The sequence below is a fragment of the uncultured Erythrobacter sp. genome, assembly GCF_947492365.1.
Taxonomy (GTDB): Bacteria; Pseudomonadota; Alphaproteobacteria; order Sphingomonadales; family Sphingomonadaceae; genus Erythrobacter.
This window is the reverse complement of the sequence record NZ_CANLMB010000001.1, coordinates 2,106,916-2,128,422: the sequence shown is the minus strand read 5'-3', so window position 1 is coordinate 2,128,422 and position 21,507 is coordinate 2,106,916. Positions and strand designations below refer to the sequence as shown.

Here is a 21,507-nt window from a genome sequence, read left to right as displayed (position 1 = left end):
CAACGCACAAAACCTCGCCGTGTGCTTTGATCCATAATGGACCACTCTTGCAAGCGCGGGTGCAGCGCGCCACAAGTCCAACCCCACAGGGAGAGAATCCGAAAATGAATAATGCGGCAGGGCCGTTGACTGGCCTAAGAGTAATCGAATTTGCCGGCATCGGGCCGGGACCACATGTTGCCATGCTGCTCGCCGATATGGGCGCTGAGGTTGTCCGGATCGGCAGGCCTGGAACGCCGGTGTCGAACCCTGTTGTCGAGCGCGCGCGCCACCGTGCAGGGGTCGACCTAAAATCAGAAGACGGCAAGGCCTTCTGCCTCGAAGCGGCGGCCAAGGCAGACGTGCTGATCGAAGGCTTCCGCCCCGGCGTGATGGAGCGTCTGGGGCTGGGGCCGGATGAATTGCTCATGATCAATCCGCGCCTTGTCTATGCGAGGATGACCGGCTGGGGACAGGACGGACCGCTTGCGCAGGCCGCCGGGCACGACATCAATTACATTGCGATCACCGGCGCGCTCGCAGCTGTGGGCCGCAAGGGTGAGACCGCGACGCCTCCGCAGAACCTCGTCGGCGATTTCGGCGGCGGATCAATGTATTGCGCTCTTGGGATCGTCTCGGCGCTGTATGAACGAGAACGGTCGGGCAAGGGGCAAGTTGTCGATGCAGCCATCGTTGATGGCGCAACCAGCCTGATGAGTTTCTTCTTCGGTGCCAGCGGACGGCCGTTCTTGTCGACTGAGCGCGGAGAAGGGATGCTTAGCGGGGCTGCGCATTTCTATCGCTGCTTTGAATGCGCCGATGGCAAGGAGGTTTCCGTCGGAGCAATCGAGCCGCAATTCTACGCCGACTTGCTTGCGAAATCGGGCGCTCCGGAGGAGTTGGTTCAAGGCCAGATGAACCCGGCCAATTGGGATGATTACGCGGATAAGCTTGCCGCCTTGTTCAAAACCAAGACTCAGGCCGAATGGACCGAACTGCTTGAGGGAAGCGATGCGTGCTTTGCACCGGTTCTGGCCATGGAAGAGGCCCGAGACCATCCGCACATGAAATCGCGCGGTGCTTATGTTGAGCACGAAGGGGACTGGCACACAGCCCCTGCGCCACGCTTTAGCCGAACGCCGGGCGCGGTCCGTGCAAGCGACGATGACGGCTTGGAGATCGTCGCGAAATGGGCAAAGGAATAAGAGATGGCAGGCAAATTCTTCGATGAATGGCAAGTGGGCGAGCGGATCACCCACGAAATCCGCCGCACTGTGACCGAGACCGACAATCTGCTCTTCTCGACCATGACGCACAATCCGCAGCCGCTGCACCTTGATATCGAGGCGGCCAAGGAAAGCGGGTTTGGTCAGATTCTGGTCAATTCGACTTTCACTTTCTCGCTGCTGGTTGGCCTGTCGGTGGGGGACACGACGCTGGGTACGCTCATCGCCAATCTGGGCTTCGACAAGGTCGTAACGCCCAATCCGGTCTTTATCGGCGACACTTTGAGAGCCGAAAGCGAGATCAAGGAGTTGCGCGAAAGCAAGTCGCGGCCCGAGGCGGGTATCGTGACTTTTACGCACGAGCTTCTCAACCAGAGAGATGAAGTGGTATGCCGCTGCGAGCGCTCAGCCTTGCTGCGAAAATCGGCTTGATGGCTGGACGGGGATTGCTTGACTCGGGCGGGCCGGTCCGCTCAATTACCGACCGGTAAAAACAAGGGGAGGATGCCATGCGCAAGACTTGGAACGCAATGGCCGCAACGAGCGTCATGGCGCTGGCACTGGCGGCGTGCAGCAGCGAGCCGGAGCTCGACGCTGCTCAAACCGGCAATGGCGAGGACACGATCGAACTCGCCGAATTCCCCGACCGGCCCTATTGGGGCGATACCCATCTCCACACCGACAATTCGGTCGACGCTTTTGGCTTTGGCGTCCGCCTCGGGCCAGAAGCTGCCCTCCGCTTCGCGCGTGGTGAGGAAGTCACGGCGACTACGGGTGCGCAGGCGCAACTGGCCCGCCCGCTTGATTTCCTTGTGATTTCAGACCACTCCGACGCCTTGGGCGCGACCCGCCGGCTCTATGATGCGCCGCGCTGGTATGTGAACTGGGTGATCGGCGATGAAACCGTGCTGCGCTGGTACGACATGATGCACGAAAGCCCCGAGCAGTCGCAGCTCGCGATTGCCGAGCTGATTACGGCAGCATCCGATGGCAACGTGCCCGAAGCTCTGTCGGACCCGGAAGCAGCAGCTGAAGCAACCAAGGATATCTGGAACACCCATCTGGGCATTCTGGATCGCTATAACGAACCCGGCACATTCACCGCTCTTGCGGGATATGAATGGACCGCGATGCCTGATGGCAACAACCTTCACCGTGTTGTGATGTTCCGCGATGGTTCGGACAAGACCAGTCAGATCGTTCCTTTCCCCGGCATTGGAAATTCGGCTGAGAATTTGTGGGATTCGATGGCGGCCTATGAAGGCAATACAGGCGGGCAGGTCCTGGCGATCCCGCACAATTCGAATGTCTCGAACGGGTTGATGTTCGAAATGACCATGCCTGACGGCTCACCGATGACTGCGGAATATGCGCGCAAACGCGCCGCTGCCGAGCCGGTGGTCGAAGTGACCCAGATCAAGGGTGACAGCGAAACCCATCCGTTCCTTTCGCCCAATGACGAGATGGCTGGTTTTGGTGTCCAAGGCTGGGAGCTTGGCAACCTCGCTCTTACGCAAGCGTCTGACCCGTCAATGCACGCCGGTTCCTATGCCCGTTCGGCGCTTCTACGCGGGCTTTCGCTCGAAGCGCAGCTGGGCGTGAACCCCTATGCTTTCGGCATGATCGGCTCGACCGACAGCCACACATCGATGGCGACAGGTGACGAGGATAACTTCTGGGGCAAACACACCGGAAGCGAGCAGAACAACACTGATCGCGCGCTTGAGGCCCAAAATCTCGGCACACGTATCGGCCGCTTCGGCTGGCACTATCTTGCGGGCGGCTACGCTGCAGCATGGGCTCGCGGAAACACGCGCGCTGAGATCTTCGACGCGTTCCAGCGGCGCGAGGTATACGCCACCACCGGCCCGCGCATGAGTGTGCGGATCTTCGGCGGGTTCGACTTCACCGAAGCCGACTGGGACGGTGACTGGGTGCGCGCAGGCTATACGCGCGGCGTACCAATGGGCGGCGAGCTGACCGACCAAGGTGAGGCGCCAACCTTCATGATCAGCGCATTGAAAGACCCGGACGGTGCCAATCTGGACCGCGTTCAGGTGGTCAAAGGCTGGCTCGATGCATCGGGCGAGATGCAAGAGCGCGTCTATGATGTGGTGTGGAGTGACATGGACAACCGCAGCCGCACTGCAAGCGGATTGCAGCCCGTTGGCGATACAGTCGACCGCGAAACCGCGACCTACACCAATGATATAGGTGCTGCGGAATTGCGCACCACTTGGACCGACCCGAACTATTCGGCGGGCCAGCGCGCATTCTATTATGTCCGCGTTCTGGAAATCCCGACCCCGCGCTGGCCGCTTTATGATGCGGTTCGCTTCGGCTTCGACCTGTCCGAGGATGCTCTCGCTGATGCGGTAGCGCAGGAGCGTGCCTACACCTCGCCAATCTGGCTCAAGCCGCAAAGCTAAGGGGGGAACGGGTGAATCTACCGAACTGGACCCGCGAGCCGCTGGTCCATTTCCTTGGCCTTGGAGCTCTGGTCTATGTCGCGCTGACATGGGGCGGCGAACCGGTCGATCCGGCATCGCGTGTCATCGATGTCGGGCCAGAGGAACAGGCGCAGATCTCGCTCAATTTCGAGCGGATCATGGGCCGCGCGCCGACCGATGCCGAGCTGGATGCGGCAATCGACAAATATGTTCGCGACGAAGTGCTCTATCGTGAGGCCTTGCGTCTGGGTCTGGATCAAGGTGATGCCGTGGTGCGCCAGCGCATGGTTTCCAAGATGGATATGTCCGCCACTGTCGCAGTGGAAACTGCCGAGCCGGATGAGGCCACCTTGCGCGCCTTCTATGATGAAAATGCAGAACGCTATGTCGGCGCGGTGCGGGTCAGCTTCGAACAAGCTTTCTATGCCGATCGCGGCGCTGCCCAGTCGGCGTTAGGCGGAGCTATTGAAGGCGAGGCGATCAGTTTGCCGGGCATGGTCAACAACGAGAGCATGCGCGAAATCACCACTGTGTTTGGTGAGGGTTTTGCCCGCGGCCTTGAAACGCTGGAGCCGGGCGAGGAGTGGCAGGGGCCACTGCCATCCGGCTTTGGTTGGCACCTTGTGCGACTGACTGCGCGCAGCACCGATCCGGCGGATTTCTCCAGCGTGCGTGAGCGTGTCGAGAACGACTGGCGCAGTGCAGAAATCGAAGCGCGAGAAGCGCAAGCCTTCGATATCCTGCGCAGTGCCTACAGGATCGAGATCGACCGGTGAGGGCAGTCTTGCGGGCGATTGTGGCTCTTTGGCTGACGCTTATAGCCGCGCCGCTTGCCGCCGATGAATTACGCCCTTCTGTCATCGAGATGACCGAACGACAGCCGGGCGAGTGGGTATTCGAATGGAAATTGCCCGTAGCCGCCGCTCGCGGGAGCGCAGCGTTGCCGCTGGCCAGTCCAGTGATTCCCGAAAGCTGCGAGCAAATCGGTGAACAGGTGCAACGTGCGGCTTCGCTGACATTGCTCGGTCGCGCGCAATTGCAATGCACAGGCTCGCTGGAAGGCGCCGAATTTGGTCTGTCCGCATTGATCGGTAACGCCGACGCAATCGCGCGTTTCATTCCGCTTGATCGGCCGGTGCAGACATTCCGCCTAACCGCTGATGCTCCGACGGCGACGATCCTCGCTGAACCGAACTGGGGCGATGTGCTGCGCGACTATTTCATCATCGGGGCAGAGCATATTCTGTTCGGATGGGATCATCTGCTGTTTGTGATCGCACTGGTCTTGTTGGTGCGCGCACCATGGCCAGTTGTGAAGGCGGCGACCGCATTCACCGTGGCGCATTCGATCACTCTGGTGGCGACAACGTTGGGTTATGCCGGTCTGCCTAGCCGTCCGGTCGAGGCACTGATCGCGCTATCCATCGTGTTTCTCGCAGTCGAGGTCGCTTTGGTGCTGCGCGAGCCTGACCGCATGACATGGACGCGGCGTTTCCCTTGGGTGGTAGCGTTCGGCTTTGGCTTGTTTCACGGCTTCGGCTTTGCCGGAGCATTGGCGGATATTGGATTGCCGCAGGGCGAGATCGCGACCGCGCTCCTTGCATTCAACCTGGGCGTCGAAGCGGGCCAATTGCTTGTGATCGCCGTGCTTATTGCGCTGTTGGCATTGATCGCAAGAGCGCTGCCAAAGCTCGAAGCGCCCGCTTTGCGTTTCGCCACCTACGGCATCGGCATTACGGGCAGTTTCTGGCTCATCGAGCGCGTGATCGGCTAGTTTGAGGCACCAAAGTTGCCGCCACCCAAAGCCTGCCACAAGATAATGCGAGCGCGCTCGGCCCGGCCAAGCGCCGCCGCAGCCCTTTCTCCGCTGGCATCAGCAGCGCGCCGAGCCTCAAGCACTTCGAGGAAGCTCGCGAGGCCCGCACGGTAGCGATCATTCGCAAGGCTGGCAGCGCGTTCCAACTCGCGTTGTTCCTGCGCCGCAAGTGCCGCCTCGCGGTCGCTTGCCTCAATCAAGCCATATGCCGCCTCGGCATCTCCCAGGGCCTGATACACCGCACCGCGATATGCTTGAAACGCGACTCGTTTGTTTGCCGCAGCCCCGTCAATTTCCGCCTCAAGGCGCCCAAAGTCGAGCAGCGGTGCAGCAATGCCAGCACTAAGCGTGCCGATCAGCGAATCTTCGTCGAACAGATCACCGGGATTGAAGGCAAGAAGGCCAAGCACACCTGAAAGAGTCAGTCGCGGGAAGCGTGAGCGCGCGGCGGCGGCAAGTTCAGCATCACTCGCGGCAAGCTCAGCGGCAGCGGCGATTACATCGGGCCGGTTGGCGAGCAGTTCGGACGGCATGCTTGCGGGCGCTCGGCGCGGATTGAATGCAGGGCCGCCTTGTTGGAGCGCGGCATTGACCTCTGCGCCGCTCTGCCCCGTGAGTGTAATCAACCGCCCGATGATCCGCACACGCTCGCTTTCGAGTGCAGCGAGCCGCGAGCGCGAACCACTGGCAGCCGCTTCGGCGCGCACGCGGTCAAAGCCGGGCGCTATGCCTGCTTCCTCGCGTGTTCGGGCAAGTTGAGCCAATTGGCTGGCCGCGGCGGCATCGTTCGAGATCGCCTCGATCCGCGCATCGAGCGTCCTCCAGTCCACGACGGCTCCGGCGATTTCAGCCAGCAAGGCGGTCCGCACTGCTGCGGCCGAAGCATTGGCCGCATCGACGCGGGCCAGCGCTGCGCGTTCCTGCGCGCGCAGCCGCCCGAAGATGTCCGCATCCCAGGTCGCTGTCAGATTGGCACCGTAGGACACTTGCTCGGTGTCGATGAACTGGCTGAAAGGGGTGTTCCCGCCGAACTGGTTTGGATTGGTCCGGTTGCCGGTGACATTGCCATCGGCGCCGATATTGGGCAGCCGCTCTGCACCAGAACGCCGATCGCCGGCGCGCGCTGCGTCGACCCGCGCGAGGGCTTCGGCAATGCTGGGCGCATTCTCGAGCGCGCCGCTCGCCAATTCGAGAAACGCTGCATCGTCAATCGGCAGGAGCGCGTCGAGCGCTTCGCTGGTTGTGCGATCCGGTTCGAAAAAGAAGCTCTGCGGCAGCTCGGGCGGAGGCGTTACAATCTGAGGAGGAGAGCCACCTGCACAGGCAGCCAAAGATGCAGCGAGGCCAAGGATGAGGAGGGGGCGCATGGTCACTCGCCGTCACCCGCTTCAACCGCGGGAATGAAGGCGTCAATCTGCTGGCCGACCCGAAAGGCGGCGACCTCGCCTGTTTGCGGCAGGGCATAGATCAGTTGGAGGACGCGCACATCGACACGTTCGGCCGCGCTGTTGGTGAGCGAGCGTTTGGGCACCACTTGCGGCTCTGCTCTCACAAACGTCGCCTCGACCTGGATTTGCGCTGCGCCGCGCGGAGAGACGATCGCGGATGCTCCCATATCGACACGCACCGCTTCGTTCTCGTCAATATCGACGCGCACATGCAGCGGGTTGGTCTCGCCCATCTGGATGAAAGGCTGTGAGTTTCCGCCCTGCGTCGCCACAAATTCGCCCGGACGGATGTTCACCGCGAGTATCTCGCCTGCAATCGGCGCGCGTATGGTCAACCGCTCGATTTCGGTCCGCGCGCTGGCTGCCTGAGCCTGCGCCGCATTGAGCCGTGCGCGAGCAACGTTGAGGCGGCTAGCCGCAGCAGAGGCTTCACCTTCGGCGCGGATGACTTCGGCGCGGCTGACAGCGGCAGGATCGGACAGGCCTTCATACAAAGCCAATTGCTGGCGCGCTGTGCTTTGCGCGGTTTGTGCCTCGCCAATCGCAGCGCGGGCCTCACGAATCGCAGCATTGGCTTCGGCCAAGCGAGAGCGAGCGGCGCGGTCATCGACGAGAAAGAGCGGCTGCCCTTGCTCAACGCGATCACCGGGAATGACGCGGACATCTGTTACCAGACCGGACAATGCCGAGCCGATATCGATCACTTCGCTCGCCGGTTCGACAATCCCCGCGCCAGCCACACGTTCGGCATTGGCCAAGGCGCCGGTTGCCTTGGGCGGCTGTTGCTCGGGCTCAGCGGTGTCGCGGTTGGGCAGACCGCCCACGACATAGAACACCGCACCGATCAGGCCGATAATTGCGATCACCGGCAGGATTTGGCGCGAGAAGCTGATATTGGAGGGGAGCAGGGCCATAGTTTCCTCTAGTGGTCTTCGGGCATGTCGGTGCCGTCATGGGTGATCCGCCCGTCCTCGAGCACGAGGATGCGGTCGGCGAGGTCGAAAATGCGGTTGTCGTGGGTCACGATGATGCAGGCGCGATCGGGAGCGACCGCGACTTCGCGAAGCAAGTCCATGACACGGCGGCCTGAATTCGCGTCAAGCGCGGCGGTAGGCTCGTCACACACCACGAGGCGCGGTTCATGCACAAGCGCGCGGGCGATTGCGACGCGTTGTTGCTGGCCTCCGGAAAGCTGATTGGGCAACTTGTCAGCCTGATCGGCGATGTTGAGTTTTTCGAGCAGCTCTTTCGCCTTCTCGCGCGCAGGCTCGATAGCCATACCCTGCGCGATCAGCGGGACCGCGGCGTTGGCGGCGGCATCAATTGAGGGTATGAGGTTATACTGCTGGAAGATGAAGCCGATATTCTGGAGCCGAAAATTGACGAGCTCGTTGTCCGAAAGGGCATAGATATCAGTTCCGAAAACTTTGACCTCACCCTCGGTTGGCCAAAGAATCCCGCACATAATTGAAATGAGAGTGGTTTTGCCAGACCCGCTTTCGCCGACCACATAGGTCATTTCGCCCGACCGGATATCTGTATCGATTCCGTGCAGAACGCGGATCGTCGATTGTCCGGCTTGAAAGTCGCGGACAATGCTGCGGGCGCAAATTGCCGCTTCTTCGTGGGTGGTGACCTGATCCATTGCGCTCACCGGAACACAGATGCGGGTTCGGTGGAAAGCACGCTGCGCAGTGCCAGCCAGCCGGTGATGGCAAGGATGACGATCACTGCGATGAGGCTGATGAGCGGGATTTGCCAGGGGATGTAAAAGCCCTTGAAGAATGGATTGCCGCTAAAGCTCCAGAGAAAAACCGCCGTACCGACTATGCCGAGTGCATAGCCGATTGCGCCGACCATACCCGCCTGAGCGGTGACCATCCCGACGATTTTCGAGTTGGTCACACCGATGGCCTTGAGGGCGCCAAACTGCCGGATATTGTCGCGGATGAAGAGGCTGAATGTGAGGCCAACAATCGCGACGCCCACCACAAAGCCTAGCACCACTGTGATCCCGAAATTGGTCGGAATTCCGGTGTTTTCGATAATAAAATTGACCCCGGCCTCGGCAAATTCTTCGCGCGTTTCGGCTTTAAGGCCGGTTTGCGCCTCGATCCGGTCAGCGACTTCCGCTGCCGTCAGACCGTCGCTTACCCCGACCAGCACAAAGCTCAGCCGGTTACGGGTGCCGGGCACGTAATTCAGCGCCTGAGAGTACTTTGTGTAGAGGGTCGCCGTGCTGGTGAAGGCGGGTATCGAATCCGCCACGCCGCGGATGACTGCGCGTTGATCGTTGAGTTCGAGCCTCTCGCCGATCACGTCGGCGTCTGCGCCGAACATATTGATCAGCCCGCCATCGTCGATGATCACCGTGTCGGGCTGCTGCAGCACCTGCTTCGACCCTTCGAGGAGGTTGGCAGGCAAGCCGATCAGTGTCGCATCATCGACGCCGATGATCGCCACCTGCTCCAGATCGCCATCTTTGGTCCGCACCGACGCGGCAGAGCGCAATTGCGGCACCGCCCATTCGACCCCGGGGACCGATCTAACCTCGTCGAGTGCGGTTGATGGCATGGCATAACTGACATCGGTTGTACGGCTGACCGGATCCATCACCCAGACCTGCGCCTCGGGTGCATTGAAGACGCCGCTTGCTCCGCGCTCGATCAGATTGACGAAGATTGTCAGCTGCTGCGTGATAAGCAGCGTCGAGAACGCGATGCCGAACAACAGTCCATAGAATTTCTGGCTGTCTCCGGTCAGCATCCGGATTGCGATCCAAAGCATAGGGCGAGAACCTTTGCGGGTTCGAGGGGGTTGCGTAAGAGTCGTTATGCGACAATAATGAACGGTGCCGTATATTTGAGTGTTAACTGAACGGCAGCGTTCATTTTGTCAATAGAGAATTCCCGAGAGAGCCCAGCCGTTTGAAAAATCAGGAATTCCTCGAAAAACGCAAACCTGGCCGGCCTTCCGACATTGCCAAGCGCGAAGCCATTGTAGAGGCGGCATCTGCGCGGTTCTTTGATGCCGGATTCGCCGCAACCTCGATCGAACAGGTTGCCGCGGATGCTGGCGTATCCAAGGTGACGATCTACAACCATTTCGGCGACAAGCGCGCCTTGTTCGCCGCCTCGGTGGCGCGCGAATGCGAAAAGATGCGCGGCTATTTCAGCCTAAAGGAGATGCCGTCGGGTTCTATCCGGGAGCGGCTGACGGCGATCGGTGAAGCAATGTATGCGTTCCTGTCGCGCCCTGAAATGATCCAGTTCGAACGCCGCATCGCGGCTGAAACCGAACGCGAGCCTGCAATCGGGCGCGACTTTCTCGAAGCGGGTCCGTGGCGGATGAAGGCGGCCTTCAGCGCCTTTCTTGCCCATGCCGACGCGACCGGCGAATTGTCGATTCCTGACCCGGACCTGGCGGCCGAACAATTCGTTTCGATGTGCAAGGGTATGGGCGATCTCGAGCATCGATTTGGCGAACTTCCCAATGCACAAGATCAACAGCGGCGAATTGCAGGCGCAGTTGATGTGTTTCTAAGCGCATACTCGCCTTAGCGCTCAAGGAGCGAAAAGCGCTCCCAAGCCCGCCCGCAAAACTTGCACTGCGCAGCCAAGCATTAGCTTGCCATTCACCCTTGCGTACCTACATAATCCGGCGACGAAAGGATTTCGACGTATGAGCGAGTCTAACGACCCGAACGAACAGCCTCCCGAGGTGCAAAACCCCTGGGTCAAGCAATTGATGATTTGGGGCGGGATTTTTCTCGCCCTGCTACTGGTGGTGTCGATGTTCAACGGCAACGCGCAGCCGCAGGGTGAGCGGATCAACTATTCCGAATTCCGCGACCGCGTCGAAGCTGGTGAGGTCAAGACAGTCCTAATCGGCGACGAGTTGATAACCGGCACGCTGACCGATGGCGACAAGCCGTTTTCGACAGTGCCCGTATCTTCTGATCTGCAGATCACCAGCCTGCTAGCCGAGAACGAGGTCGAGTTTACCGGACAGCCGCGTGAAACGCAGAGCCTCTGGCTGATCGTCTTGCTCAATTCGCTGCCCTTTATCCTGATCCTGGGCATCGCCTTCTACGCGCTGCGGCAGGTGCAAAAAGGCGGCGGCGGCGGCGCGATGGGTTTTGGCAAGTCCAAGGCCAAGATGCTGACTGAACGCCAGGGCCGCGTGACCTTTGAAGACGTCGCTGGCATCGACGAAGCGCGCGAGGAATTGGAGGAGATCGTAGAATTCCTCAAAGATCCGCAACGTTTCTCCAAGCTTGGCGGCCAGATTCCCAAGGGCGCGCTGCTGGTTGGCTCGCCGGGTACAGGTAAGACGCTGCTTGCCCGCGCTATTGCGGGTGAAGCGGGTGTGCCCTTCTTCACGATATCAGGCTCAGACTTTGTCGAAATGTTCGTCGGCGTCGGCGCTAGCCGCGTGCGCGACATGTTCGAGCAGGCCAAGAAGAACGCGCCGTGCATCGTCTTCATCGACGAAATTGACGCCGTGGGCCGCTCGCGTGGTCACGGGCTCGGCAACTCGAACGATGAGCGCGAACAGACGCTCAACCAGTTGCTGGTCGAGATGGACGGTTTTGAAGCCAATGAAGGCATCATCATTATCGCTGCGACCAACCGCCCCGACGTGCTTGACCCTGCTCTGCTGCGTCCGGGCCGTTTTGATCGTCAGGTTGTGGTGCCGATCCCCGATATTGAGGGCCGCGAGAAAATCCTCGGCGTCCACATGAAGAAGGTTCCGCTGGCTCCCGATGTAAACCCGCGCACGATCGCGCGCGGCACACCCGGATTTTCAGGCGCGGACCTTGCTAACCTCGTGAACGAGGCAGCCTTGCTGGCCGCGCGCCGTAACAAGCGACTCGTCGCGATGCAGGAATTCGAGGATGCCAAGGACAAGGTCATGATGGGCGCGGAACGCCGCTCCATGGTCATGACCGAGGACGAGAAGAAGATGACCGCCTATCACGAAGCTGGCCATGCGCTGGTCAGCGTCAACGAACCGGCATCCGATCCGATCCATAAGGCTACTATCATTCCGCGCGGCCGCGCGCTGGGCATGGTGATGCGTCTGCCGGAGCGCGATTCCTATTCCTATCACCGCGACAAGATGCATGCGAACCTCGCGGTCGCGATGGGCGGGCGCGTGGCTGAAGATATCATCTTCGGACACGACAAAGTTTCGTCCGGCGCGTCTGGCGACATCCAATATGCGACCGACCTTGCGCGCAACATGGTCACCAAGTGGGGCATGAGCGACAAGCTGGGTCCGCTTCAATACGAGGCCAGCCAGGAAGGTTATCTCGGCATGGGCCAGACCGCGCGCACAATGTCGGGCGAGGAAACCAACAAGCTGATCGACGCAGAGATCAAGCGGTTGGTCGAAGAGGGTCTTAAGCGAGCCACGGAGATCCTCACCGCTCAGGAGGATAAGCTCCACCTTCTCGCGCAAGCCATGCTCGAATATGAGACGCTTTCTGGCGACGAGATCGACCAGCTGATGAAAGACGGAAAGATTGACCGTCCCGATTCCCCGAGCGGTCCCTTACCGATTGCGCCGACCCATGGCTCGGCGATTCCCAAAGCCGGCAAACGCTTTGGCGGTAAAGGGGACGAGGCTCCGCAAGGCGCCTGAGGCTTATATACCATAACAATAGTCGCGGGGCGCTCTGGCAAATGTGCCGGGGCGCCCGCTCCTATTTGGCTAGTCCGCGGGCCGCTTCAGAATGCTCCAAGGAACAGCAAGGCCTGCAAGAAAAGCGCGATCACGATCCAGATGAATTGGCTCAGCAATAACAGTCGCCAAATTGCCGAAAAGCGGCCCAGGCGATAGGTCCCGCGAAGCTGTTTATAGAGGTGAATCGGCGGGACCACTAACAGTGTCAGAAACAGCCATCCGCCGCCAATTCCAGCGATTGTCAAAAGGGACAAAGTGATAAAAAGCAGGGACATGAAGGCGAGCGAGTAGGTGATGAATACCGCATGGTCATAGGCCCTGAATTCGCGTCGCCATGCAAAAAGCAGCCAGACAAATGGGATTGAAAGCGGTATCAGCAACCAACTGAACTTGTAGGCATTGGCCTGCAATTTATAGAGCATCAGGCTCGGGTTTTCCTGCCACTTCTTTATCAATCCGCCATCGATAGACTCGATCCCTGTGCCGCTGAATGTGAAGTCAGAACTTTCATCAGTGCTTTCTTGCTGACCGGCCCCAGCAGCAACCTCACCGACGCCCTCCTCGGCTGAAGTGCTGCTGCCCAGCGGTATTTGGTTGAGCGCTTCCAGACCCTCCTCGTAATTTTCGATGCGGCGATCCAATTCGCTCATCTCGACCTGCATTGCAGAAAGCTCGGTGGCACCTACGCCTGAACCTTCGGCCTCGGCAATTCGTGCTTCGAGCTCGGCGCTCTCCTTGCGCGCTTCGTCCAGATTTTCGGACAGATCGCCGCGTGCTGCATCGACATCCCATACGCGTCTTGGATCATCGAGGCCGAGATTGGACACTGACAATCCTGCCATCTGGAATATGGCGAACATTGCAAAGACTGTGAACAGGAACATCGCCATCGGGCTGACGAACTTGGCGCGTTCCCCTTCGATATACCGCCTTGTAAGTTGGCCCGGACGGAATGTGAGAAGCGGCAGCGTCTTCCAGAATTTCCCGTCGAGGTGGAGCACACCGTGGATCAGATCGTGGAAGATCGCCGACAAAGTGCGGTGAACCTGCCGTTTTTGCCCGCATTCGGAGCAATAGGCCGAATTGCCGGTTGCGCCGCAATTGGGGCAGTTTGCAGTTTCTTGATCGCCGTCACCGGCTTCGCCGCGCGCCGGCTCAACCGCACGTCCCGCCAATGCGCCTTCAATCGCACCGCCAATTCCTTCGACAATATCGCTCATCAATCCCCCTCAGATTGCGGCGCATTATAGGCGGTGCGAAACGATTGTGGCTAGAGCAGATGCTGATTGGCCCAATCAGTTGCGTCGGTGCCGCATCAACGAAAAAGGCCGCCAAACTGGCGGCCTTTTCAAATTCGGCGGTCAAATGCCAAGAATTACGTCGGGCGTATCAGCCCTCGTAATCGGCCCCGATCGAAGTCGAACGGGTCGGTGCGCTCGCCGTGATGCGCAGGGCTTCGGCCGACTGGCTGAGCGAACCGATTTCATCGGCATCGTCTTCGTCGTCGGGCAGGATTTTCTGCAGGCCGGTCACGAGCGATTCGCTCAGTTCCTTTGGCTTGATTGTTTGCTCGGCAATCTCGCGCAATGCGACAACCGGATTCTTGTCACGGTCGCGGTCGATAGTCAGCTCTGCACCGCCAGAAATTTCGCGTGCGCGCTGTGCGGCAAGCAAGACAAGGTCAAAGCGATTGGGGATCTTGTCGACGCAATCTTCAACGGTAACGCGTGCCATCTGGGAGGCCTCTTGGAATTAGGTGTTTCTGGAAGAGCTGCGCAGCTAAGCCTCAAGCGGCGCAGAGTCAAGAAATTGCAACTTTGTCGCCTCTCGCACATTGGTGGGTTTGTGACCGATAATAATGCCCCTAATCCGTCCGCGACGCCCACCAGCGACTATCGCGATGCTGACAGCTTCCAGATTGAGGCGCAGGGTCACGCTTTCACCTTCTATCCATCCGGCTCGGACCGGTTGGAAGCTTTGCTCGACCATATTCGCAAGGCCGAGAGCTCGGTTCACACTTTCTATTACCGGTTTCAGGACGATGTAGCGGGAACCAAAGTGCGCGATGCCTTGGTCGAGGCGGCGGATCGCGGGGCTGAAGTATCTCTCATCATTGATCATTTCGGCAGCGACACTCCGCTCTCATTTTTCAACCCGATTTTAGAAGCTGGCGGAAAGTTTGCTCTCTTCTCGCCGAAATGGAATGTGCGCTATCTCGTGCGCAACCATCAGAAGTTCGTAATCGTGGACGATGCACGCGTGATGACAGGCGGGGCCAATGTGTCGGACCAGTATTTCAACGGCCCGGAGGACAATGGCTGGTGTGACCTGGGCCTCGCGATCGAAGGACCGGTTGTCTCCCGCTTCTCCGAATGGTTCGGCATAATCACGGAGTGGATCGAGAGCGATGGCTCGCAGTTTCGCAAACTCCGGCGGATGATCCGCGATTGGGACCCGGGTGACGGGCCGGTCCAGCTCCTTCTGGGCGGCCCATCGATCCGAACCCGGCACTGGGCGCTGGAGCTGAAGAAAGACCTCGTCCATGCGTCGCGATTTGACCAGATCAGCGCCTATTTCACTCCGCCCAGAAGCATCCAGCGCTTGGTCAGGAATGTGGCACAGCGCGGCGAAGTGCGCCTTATCACCGCAGGCAAGTCCGACATCGACGCGACGATAGCAGCGGCGCGATTGCTTTACCGTCCATTGCTGAAGGCGGGGGCCAAGATCGCCGAGTTCCTGCCGTGCAAGCTGCATATGAAGCTGCTGGTCGTTGACGATACGAGCTATTTCGGCAGCGCGAATATGGACAAGCGCTCAATCCGCATCAATGTGGAGCTGATGATCCGGGTCGAGGACGCGGCGCTTGCAAAGCGGCTGCGCGAATTTCTCGACCACCTCGAGGCTGCGAGCAGGCCGGTCACGCCAGAATGGTATGCGAAGCAGGCAACCTTGCCCGCACGGCTGCGCTGGCGCGGTGCCTATGCGCTCGCGATCGCCGACTACTGGCTGACCCGCAAGCTGACCCGCTAACCTTCACCCCAGCTCGAATAATCGCGCATGTTGGGTGAGGTGAACTTGGTGATCTCGCTCTGGAAGTGGAGCGGGACGTTGCCGGTCGAACCGTGGCGCTGTTTGGCCACGATCAAGGTCGCCTTGTTCTTCACCTCTAGATACTCCGCCTCCCACTGCGCGTATTTCTCCTGCACCTCTGCTGAGGATTCGGGAGTCGGGAAATCGGGGCGAACGGCTTCTTTGTAATAGTCGGCACGGAAAATGAACCAGACCATGTCCGCGTCCTGCTCGATCGAGCCGGATTCGCGAAGGTCTGAGAGCATCGGCTTCTTGTCGTCGCGCTGCTCGACCGCACGGCTGAGCTGCGACAGCGCGATAACCGGCACGCTCAGTTCCTTTGCGAGCGTCTTCAAGCCGCGGCTGATTTCGGAAATTTCGTTCACACGGTTGTCATTGGCGCGGCCCGAGCCTTGAAGCAGTTGAAGATAGTCGACCACGATCAGCCCAATATCGTGCCGCCGTTTCAAGCGCCGGGCGCGGGTGCGCAAACCGCCAATGGTAAGCGCAGGGGTGTCGTCGATATAGAGCGGTAGTTCAGCCAAACGCTGGCTGGCAAAGGACAGTTTCTGGAAATCGTCCCGCGTGAGCGAGCCCGAACGCAATGCCTCGGATGACACTTCGGATTGCTCGGCCAGAATACGCGTGGCGAGCTGGTCGGCGCTCATTTCCAGACTGAAAAAGGCGGTCGGAGCGCCGTAAACGTGCTCCCCTCCGTCGCGCTGCCAGTTGAGATATTCTTCGGCGCAATTGAAGGCGATGTTGGTCGCGAGCGAGGTCTTGCCCATGCCGGGACGCCCGGCCAGAATGATGAGGTCGCTGTCGTGCAGACCGGCGGTTTTCTGGTCGATGGATTCAAGGCCAGTGGTTTTGCCCGACAGGCCGCCACCTGAATTCATTGCCGCTTCGACCATCTTGATCGCGGTCAGCGAGGCTTCGCGGAAAGACGAGGCTTCATTGCCGGTCGCAGCCCCTTCAGCCACGCGGAACAGGTCGGCCTCGGCCTGGCTGATCCGGTCCATCGGATCGGTTTCTTCCGAAGTGTCGAGCGCACCTTCAACGAGGCCGCGCCCGACGCTCACCAATTCACGCAGAAGCGCAAGATCGTAGATCTGCTGTGCCAACTCGCGCGGAGCAAGCAGTCCTGCACCATTGGCGGTGAGCTGTGCGAGATAGCGCGGGCCGCCAAGATCCTTCAGCGCTTCGTCCGCTTCGAAATGTGGGCGCAATGTTACCGGCGAAGCGGTCGCATTGCGCTCGATCATGGCCAGAATGCGCTCGTAGATCCGCTCATGCAGCGGTTCGAAGAAATGATCGGGCCGAATCGGGGTCTGCAATTCCTCCAGCACACGGTTGTCGATCAGAACCGCGCCCAGAAACGCTGCTTCGGCTTCGAGGTTCGAAGGAAGCTTGCGGCCGGTGCCGGAATCAGAATCGACGAGTGAGAGCGGGGTTGGTTCAGCCATGGCGCCAAATGCTCCCAAGTTGGTGCCAGGCGCAAGGCCTATGGCGCGCGAAATTTTTCACGTGAGGCTCTTGTGCCTGTGAATAGCGGGGATTGGTGAAGCTTACGCTTGAAGAGTGCCCCTGCAATCTGCGAAGGCAGGCTCATTATGCCGCCTCTTCCCGAATCCGCCCGGACACAGCGTATTGCGCATATCGATCTCGATGAAGAGACGATCCTGTGGCGCAATGCTGATGTCGAGCAGGAACGCCGCGTCGCGATCTACGATCTGATCGAGGAGAACACGTTCAAGCCCGTTCGCGCGGCCGAACGCGGCGCGAAGGGGCCATACCGCTTGAAGCTCGCCGTGCGCGACGGGCGGCTGGCGATGGATATTGCCGATATAGACGAGGCACCGCTTGAATCGCTGCTGATCGGTCTGGCACGATTTCGCCGTCCGATCCGCGAATATTTCGCGATCTGCGACAGCTATTATCAGGCGATCCGCAAGGCAACACCGGGCGAGATCGAGACAATCGACATGGCGCGGCGCGGCATTCACAATAGCGCTGCGGAGCTGCTGGTCGAGCGGCTGGAAGGCAAAGTCGAGACGGACTTCGCTACCGCACGGCGGCTCTTCACGCTGATCTGCGTGCTCCATATCAAGGGTTAGGGGCGCCATGGCTCGCAGCAGGAAAAAGAGTGGCGGGGCGATGCGCTGGCTGTTCCGGCTGGTCGCGCTCGCGGCCCTGGTCGCGCTTGGTTTTGCGGCGTGGCTTTGGTGGGACATGCGCAGCTGGCGGCCCGATGCGGCGCTTTATCCCGAACAGGGCGCGGTGATCGCGAGCGGTGCATCGGGCACGCGGTTCGAGACTTTGCGCGCGATTGGCGCGGGCTTCGTCTATCTCGATCTGGCTGCGACCAATGGCGCGCCCGACCCGGGTTTTGCCGCGCGGCTGCAAGCTGCGCTCGCCTCGGGCCTCAAGGTTGGGATCATCCAGCCCTTCGATCCCTGCCTGCGCGCCGATGAACAGTCTGCGCGCTTCACCAGGATGGTTCCGCGTGACGGCGATCTGCTGCCGCCGGCGATTGCGCTCAGCCGCACCGCGACCGGATGCGAGCCGTCGGTTAGCGATGCCGCTGTCGAAAGCGAGCTGCTGACGCTCATCAACCAGATCGAGATGCATTCCGGCGCTCCGGTGATCCTGAAGGTCGCAAGCGAGTTCGAAGAACGTCATAGCACTGCACGGAGCATAGGCCGCGATCTGTGGCTGGTGCGCGACCGAGCGCGACCTGACTATGCGGGGCGGCCATGGCTGCTATGGAGCGCAAACAGCCAGCTTGTGAGCGAGGCGTCAGAGGAGCCGATCGAATGGGTGGTGGTGCAACGATGAGCAATGCAGATCTGATCGCAGCTGCCCGCGAAGCAGCCGAACATGCCTATGCTCCCTATTCGGACTATCAGGTAGGCGCGGCTCTACTGTTTGAAGACGGGTCGATCATCACCGGTTCAAACGTCGAGAATGCGAGTTATGGGCTTGCTCTGTGCGCTGAAACGGTCGCTGTGTCGCGGGCCTTTGGTGAAGGGCGCCGCGGCGGTTTGACGACGATCGCTGTAGTCGGCCCGGAGGACAAGGGCGATGGCGCGCCGATCACTCCGTGCGGGCGATGCCGCCAGGTGCTCAATGAGCTGGCGCAATTGGGCGGCACCGATCCGCTGGTGCTGTGCGTTGGCAAGACGCAGGTCCGCGAGGTGGCGCTATCAGCGCTGCTGCCCCACGCATTCGGCCCAGCGCATCTCGACTAGTTGCCGAGCAGGTTTCCAAGCCCGCCGAGCGGGTTGTCGCGGAATTGCCGCTCTTCTGCACCGATATACGAAAAGATGCCGTCGAGCCCTTGGTCTGTGACCGAACGGTTGATGCTTTCGCGGCTCAAACCGGCTTCGCGGATGAAGCTGTGCTCATTCGCCAGCCCTTCAAATGTGCGGTAGACGCCTGCGCGTTCAAGCGCGCCGTCCACCAGAGGTTGGAGGCGTGAGTGCAGCCGGTCATTCGACGATTGCCGCAGATATTGCGTGCCCCCATCCTCTTCGCGGACGATGCCGGGAGCGTCGTCGAAGGACAGGTCGTCGATAGCCTCACGGAAGATCGGCTTGGCCTCACCAGCCGCGACGCCAGCTGCGTCGTTAATCTCACGGGTTATCCCGCCCAGCACTCCCAGCCGGTTGCCAGCGCTCATCAGCGACCCAAGCAATCCGCCACTGCGTCCGCCAAGATTACCAACAATCGGCAGGCCGATCCGCACGCTTTCATCGTCGTAAAAGGCGCCCGGCTGCGCGAGCTTATCGAGAGCTTTGTCGGTCGCATTGCCAAGGATCGAGCCAAGGCCAAGACCTCCGCCGCCCGAGCGCCGTCCAAAGATGCTTTGCGCTTGCGCACCGGCTGGCAACAGGGCCGCAGCGCCTGCCACCCCAAGTCCGGCGATAAAACTGCGCCGCGCGATGATGGTGTTGCTGGTGCTCATTTCCCGTCTCCCTTTTCGCGCTCATGCATAGCACGAAACGCGAAATATGGCGGGTAAATTCCTGTATCGAACACGCGTGGCTTTGCGCTTAGCTTTCTTTCGTCTCCAGCCACTCAAGCAGAGCCGCGAGGCACTCGCGCGCTAGCAATTTGCAACGCTCGGGCGACCAACCTTGTTCGGGCTCGGGGAAGTCGGCCAAATCTTTGTAAGGCATTTCAAGCGTCATCGCGCAGGCACCATAGCGTTCAGCGACCAGATTGGTTGAAATGCCGAGATTGGCCTTGCCCGCAGGAGCCTTGGGATAGCCGAGCTTGGTCTGGAAATCAGGCGTGCGGCGGTCGAGAATGCGTTGGTAACGGTAGAACTCGTCACCCAGTGCGTCGGTCCAGCTGGGAATGCCTTCAAACCCTGCAAGGAACACCGCCGGAATCGCTTCATCGCCGTGGACGTCCATTGCATAATCGACGCCGGTTTCGTCCATCTTGTTGCGTATCGCCAGCACTTCGGGCGATTTGTCCGCGCTCGGCTCTGACCATTCGCGGTTGAGGTTGGTGCCCACTGCATTGGTGCGCAAATGCCCGCGCCGCGATCCGTCGGGGTTGCAATTGGGCACGATGTGCAGGCGGCAGCGCTGGCGCAAGCCGCGCGCTACCGGATCGGTCGGATCGGTCAGGCATTCAAGCGCCCCTTCCATCCACCATTCGGCTTGGGTCTCACCCGGATGCTGGCGCGCATAGAGCCAGACCTTCGTCTCGCCTTCACCCATCTCCAGCATATCAAGCGGTTGCCCATCAAGCGTTTCCGCGAGGCGGATCAGTTCCACGCCCTCGCAAGACGCTGCCTCGGAAACGAGGTCGTGGTGCCGCTCCATCGAATAGGGCGCGAAGTAGGCGAACCAACTGACATTTGAAGCCGGAACGTAGCTAATCGTGAGCGTGCCGTTCTCTTCATCCTTGTCGAAAGAGCTCGCAGTGCGCGCCCAATATTCGCGGTCTTCGGAGACGCAGGCATCATAATCAGGCCAGCCGCCGGGAAATGCGCTGTTATTCAAGCCTGTGATCTTGAGCGTGAGCTCTTCGCCCACCGTGCCGGTCACGCGAAAGTGAAACCACTGCGCAAACTCGGCCATGTGGTCTTTGGGGATGGCTAGGCGCGCGCTGCGCCCGTCAATCGACAACACTTCTATGTTGCCGCTGTCGAAGGCGGCATCGATGGCAATCTGGGTCATTCTTAATCCTGGAGCTGGTCCACATTGAGGGTGATGGTATCGCCATTGCCACCGGGGAAGTCGCGGAACAAGGCGGCAGCAAGCGTTCGAGCACTTGCCTCCACATCCGAATAGGGGGAATTGATCGATGTGGGCTGCTGCGCGCGGCCTTCCCACAGGCTTTGGCCGTCATTTCCCGAGATGCGCACGGAAAGGTCAGTCATCACCCGCGGCCCTTTTGATCCGCCGCCCAGATTGATGCCGACACCCAGGCCTACGCCGCTGCCATAGCCGCCGGTTCCACCGCCAACTCCTATACTAACTGGCCCGCGAGAGCGCTCTGCGGTCGCGATTGGATCGCGGTTTGTGCGGATTGTGGCGATCTGTTCGGCTTCGGCAGAGCCATCGAGGATGACGGTATAGCCAAGGTCGGACAGCTCATCCGCTACCGCTGCGGCAAAGGCATTGCGCGCGGTTTGGTTCTCCATCTCCTCGGGGAAGGAAAGGGTGATCGTTCCTTGTCCGAGAGCAGAGCGTTGTTCAGCAACAAAGCGCGTGACTTCGACCGGGCCGGTATAGGAACTGACGCAAGCGGACAGGCTAATTACGGCACAGGCCATAAGGGCAAGGCAGGTGATCGGGGGGAAGGTCTGCATG

General features: G+C 60.2%; 21 protein-coding genes. 11 read left to right on the top strand and 10 right to left on the bottom strand.

Annotation, left to right across the window (positions count from 1 at the left end; translation table 11 throughout):
• Positions 1–104 precede the first annotated feature (104 nt).
• From Q0887_RS10205 to Q0887_RS10185, 5 genes are all read left to right on the top strand, one after another.
• Entirely contained in the window at positions 105–1,184 is a 1,080-nt protein-coding gene (locus Q0887_RS10205) for a CaiB/BaiF CoA-transferase family protein (protein WP_299194597.1), read from the top strand.
• Between the two features lie 3 nt (positions 1,185–1,187).
• The gene (locus Q0887_RS10200) at positions 1,188–1,637 is read left to right on the top strand and encodes a MaoC family dehydratase (RefSeq protein ID WP_299194595.1); all 450 of its coding nucleotides are present in this window, start codon (positions 1,188–1,190) and stop codon (positions 1,635–1,637) included.
• Positions 1,638–1,714: 77 nt separating this feature from the next.
• On the top strand, positions 1,715–3,634 hold the full coding sequence (locus Q0887_RS10195; RefSeq protein WP_299194592.1) for a DUF3604 domain-containing protein: 1,920 nt from the start codon (positions 1,715–1,717) through the stop codon (positions 3,632–3,634).
• 11 nt (positions 3,635–3,645) lie between these two features.
• On the top strand, positions 3,646–4,431 hold the full coding sequence (locus Q0887_RS10190) for a peptidylprolyl isomerase (RefSeq protein WP_299194589.1): 786 nt from the start codon (positions 3,646–3,648) through the stop codon (positions 4,429–4,431).
• Positions 4,432–4,451: 20 nt separating this feature from the next.
• Positions 4,452–5,429, top strand: a complete 978-nt coding sequence (locus tag Q0887_RS10185) for a HupE/UreJ family protein (RefSeq protein ID WP_299194587.1) — start codon at positions 4,452–4,454, stop codon at positions 5,427–5,429.
• Here Q0887_RS10185 and Q0887_RS10180 read toward each other — a convergent pair.
• From Q0887_RS10180 to Q0887_RS10165, 4 genes are read right to left on the bottom strand one after another with little or no spacing between them, the layout of a single operon-like run.
• Positions 5,426–6,838 carry an efflux transporter outer membrane subunit gene (locus Q0887_RS10180; protein WP_299194584.1) on the bottom strand — a complete coding sequence of 471 codons (1,413 nt, stop codon included), beginning with the start codon at positions 6,836–6,838 and terminating at the stop codon, positions 5,426–5,428. The genes Q0887_RS10185 and Q0887_RS10180 overlap by 4 nt on opposite strands.
• Positions 6,839–6,840: 2 nt before the next feature.
• Positions 6,841–7,833, bottom strand: coding sequence for an efflux RND transporter periplasmic adaptor subunit (locus tag Q0887_RS10175; protein ID WP_299194581.1), 993 nt, complete (start codon positions 7,831–7,833; stop codon positions 6,841–6,843).
• 8 nt (positions 7,834–7,841) lie between these two features.
• A complete protein-coding gene (locus Q0887_RS10170) occupies positions 7,842–8,564 on the bottom strand; it encodes an ABC transporter ATP-binding protein (RefSeq protein WP_299194578.1) in 723 nt (240 codons plus the stop codon).
• Between the two features lie 5 nt (positions 8,565–8,569).
• Positions 8,570–9,706 (bottom strand): ABC transporter permease, encoded by a 1,137-nt coding sequence (locus Q0887_RS10165; RefSeq protein ID WP_299194575.1) that lies wholly within the window; start codon positions 9,704–9,706, stop codon positions 8,570–8,572.
• A 140-nt stretch (positions 9,707–9,846) separates the two neighbouring features.
• On the opposite strand from Q0887_RS10165, the gene Q0887_RS10160 reads away from it, so the two are divergent.
• On the top strand, positions 9,847–10,479 hold the full coding sequence (locus Q0887_RS10160) for a TetR/AcrR family transcriptional regulator (protein WP_299194573.1): 633 nt from the start codon (positions 9,847–9,849) through the stop codon (positions 10,477–10,479).
• A 121-nt stretch (positions 10,480–10,600) separates the two neighbouring features.
• Positions 10,601–12,565, top strand: coding sequence for an ATP-dependent zinc metalloprotease FtsH (gene ftsH / locus Q0887_RS10155; RefSeq protein ID WP_299194572.1), 1,965 nt, complete (start codon positions 10,601–10,603; stop codon positions 12,563–12,565).
• Between the two features lie 86 nt (positions 12,566–12,651).
• Here the strand turns inward: ftsH and Q0887_RS10150 are convergent, their stop codons facing one another.
• Together Q0887_RS10150 and rpoZ are read right to left on the bottom strand one after the other, a co-directional pair.
• A complete protein-coding gene (locus Q0887_RS10150) occupies positions 12,652–13,827 on the bottom strand; it encodes a DUF3667 domain-containing protein (RefSeq protein ID WP_299194569.1) in 1,176 nt (391 codons plus the stop codon).
• Positions 13,828–13,996: 169 nt separating this feature from the next.
• Positions 13,997–14,341: a DNA-directed RNA polymerase subunit omega gene (gene rpoZ / locus Q0887_RS10145; RefSeq protein ID WP_299194565.1), complete on the bottom strand. Its 345-nt coding sequence runs from the start codon at positions 14,339–14,341 to the stop codon at positions 13,997–13,999.
• A 111-nt stretch (positions 14,342–14,452) separates the two neighbouring features.
• On the opposite strand from rpoZ, the gene Q0887_RS10140 reads away from it, so the two are divergent.
• On the top strand, positions 14,453–15,637 hold the full coding sequence (locus tag Q0887_RS10140) for a phosphatidylserine/phosphatidylglycerophosphate/cardiolipin synthase family protein (protein ID WP_299194562.1): 1,185 nt from the start codon (positions 14,453–14,455) through the stop codon (positions 15,635–15,637).
• Here Q0887_RS10140 and Q0887_RS10135 read toward each other — a convergent pair.
• Complete coding sequence (locus Q0887_RS10135) at positions 15,634–17,142, bottom strand: replicative DNA helicase (protein WP_299194559.1); 1,509 nt, start codon at positions 17,140–17,142, stop codon at positions 15,634–15,636. The genes Q0887_RS10140 and Q0887_RS10135 overlap by 4 nt on opposite strands.
• Positions 17,143–17,289: 147 nt before the next feature.
• On the opposite strand from Q0887_RS10135, the gene Q0887_RS10130 reads away from it, so the two are divergent.
• Genes Q0887_RS10130 through Q0887_RS10120 form a run of 3 tightly spaced genes read left to right on the top strand, consistent with a single transcriptional unit; the run spans position 17,290 to position 18,927 of the window.
• On the top strand, positions 17,290–17,793 hold the full coding sequence (locus Q0887_RS10130; protein ID WP_299194557.1) for a UPF0262 family protein: 504 nt from the start codon (positions 17,290–17,292) through the stop codon (positions 17,791–17,793).
• Between the two features lie 40 nt (positions 17,794–17,833).
• The gene (locus Q0887_RS10125; protein ID WP_299194556.1) at positions 17,834–18,514 is read left to right on the top strand and encodes a glycoside hydrolase family 25 protein; all 681 of its coding nucleotides are present in this window, start codon (positions 17,834–17,836) and stop codon (positions 18,512–18,514) included.
• On the top strand, positions 18,511–18,927 hold the full coding sequence (locus tag Q0887_RS10120) for a cytidine deaminase (protein ID WP_299194554.1): 417 nt from the start codon (positions 18,511–18,513) through the stop codon (positions 18,925–18,927). Before Q0887_RS10125 ends, Q0887_RS10120 begins: the two co-directional genes overlap by 4 nt.
• On the opposite strand, the gene Q0887_RS10115 is transcribed toward Q0887_RS10120, so the two are convergent.
• From Q0887_RS10115 to Q0887_RS10105, 3 genes are all read right to left on the bottom strand, one after another.
• Entirely contained in the window at positions 18,924–19,643 is a 720-nt protein-coding gene (locus Q0887_RS10115) for a DUF4197 domain-containing protein (RefSeq protein WP_299194551.1), read from the bottom strand. The two genes, Q0887_RS10120 and Q0887_RS10115, sit on opposite strands and share 4 nt — an antisense overlap.
• Before the next feature lie 88 nt (positions 19,644–19,731).
• Positions 19,732–20,871, bottom strand: coding sequence for a M14-type cytosolic carboxypeptidase (locus Q0887_RS10110; RefSeq protein WP_299194548.1), 1,140 nt, complete (start codon positions 20,869–20,871; stop codon positions 19,732–19,734).
• A gap of 2 nt (positions 20,872–20,873) precedes the next feature.
• Entirely contained in the window at positions 20,874–21,506 is a 633-nt protein-coding gene (locus Q0887_RS10105; RefSeq protein WP_299194546.1) for a hypothetical protein, read from the bottom strand.
• Position 21,507: the final 1 nt, after the last annotated feature.

Coding starts and splice junctions, on each gene's coding strand:
- Q0887_RS10180 (WP_299194584.1), bottom strand. CDS start 6,838: ATGCGCCCCCTCCTCATCCTTGGCCTCGCTGCATCTTTGGCTGCCTGT.
- Q0887_RS10110 (WP_299194548.1), bottom strand. CDS start 20,871: ATGACCCAGATTGCCATCGATGCCGCCTTCGACAGCGGCAACATAGAA.
- Q0887_RS10200 (WP_299194595.1), top strand. CDS start 1,188: ATGGCAGGCAAATTCTTCGATGAATGGCAAGTGGGCGAGCGGATCACC.
- Q0887_RS10105 (WP_299194546.1), bottom strand. CDS start 21,506: ATGCAGACCTTCCCCCCGATCACCTGCCTTGCCCTTATGGCCTGTGCC.
- ftsH (WP_299194572.1), top strand. CDS start 10,601: ATGAGCGAGTCTAACGACCCGAACGAACAGCCTCCCGAGGTGCAAAAC.
- Q0887_RS10195 (WP_299194592.1), top strand. CDS start 1,715: ATGCGCAAGACTTGGAACGCAATGGCCGCAACGAGCGTCATGGCGCTG.
- Q0887_RS10170 (WP_299194578.1), bottom strand. CDS start 8,564: ATGGATCAGGTCACCACCCACGAAGAAGCGGCAATTTGCGCCCGCAGC.
- Q0887_RS10115 (WP_299194551.1), bottom strand. CDS start 19,643: ATGAGCACCAGCAACACCATCATCGCGCGGCGCAGTTTTATCGCCGGA.
- Q0887_RS10135 (WP_299194559.1), bottom strand. CDS start 17,142: ATGGCTGAACCAACCCCGCTCTCACTCGTCGATTCTGATTCCGGCACC.
- Q0887_RS10120 (WP_299194554.1), top strand. CDS start 18,511: ATGAGCAATGCAGATCTGATCGCAGCTGCCCGCGAAGCAGCCGAACAT.
- Q0887_RS10125 (WP_299194556.1), top strand. CDS start 17,834: ATGCGCTGGCTGTTCCGGCTGGTCGCGCTCGCGGCCCTGGTCGCGCTT.
- Q0887_RS10130 (WP_299194557.1), top strand. CDS start 17,290: ATGCCGCCTCTTCCCGAATCCGCCCGGACACAGCGTATTGCGCATATC.
- Q0887_RS10165 (WP_299194575.1), bottom strand. CDS start 9,706: ATGCTTTGGATCGCAATCCGGATGCTGACCGGAGACAGCCAGAAATTC.
- Q0887_RS10150 (WP_299194569.1), bottom strand. CDS start 13,827: ATGAGCGATATTGTCGAAGGAATTGGCGGTGCGATTGAAGGCGCATTG.
- Q0887_RS10205 (WP_299194597.1), top strand. CDS start 105: ATGAATAATGCGGCAGGGCCGTTGACTGGCCTAAGAGTAATCGAATTT.
- Q0887_RS10175 (WP_299194581.1), bottom strand. CDS start 7,833: ATGGCCCTGCTCCCCTCCAATATCAGCTTCTCGCGCCAAATCCTGCCG.
- rpoZ (WP_299194565.1), bottom strand. CDS start 14,341: ATGGCACGCGTTACCGTTGAAGATTGCGTCGACAAGATCCCCAATCGC.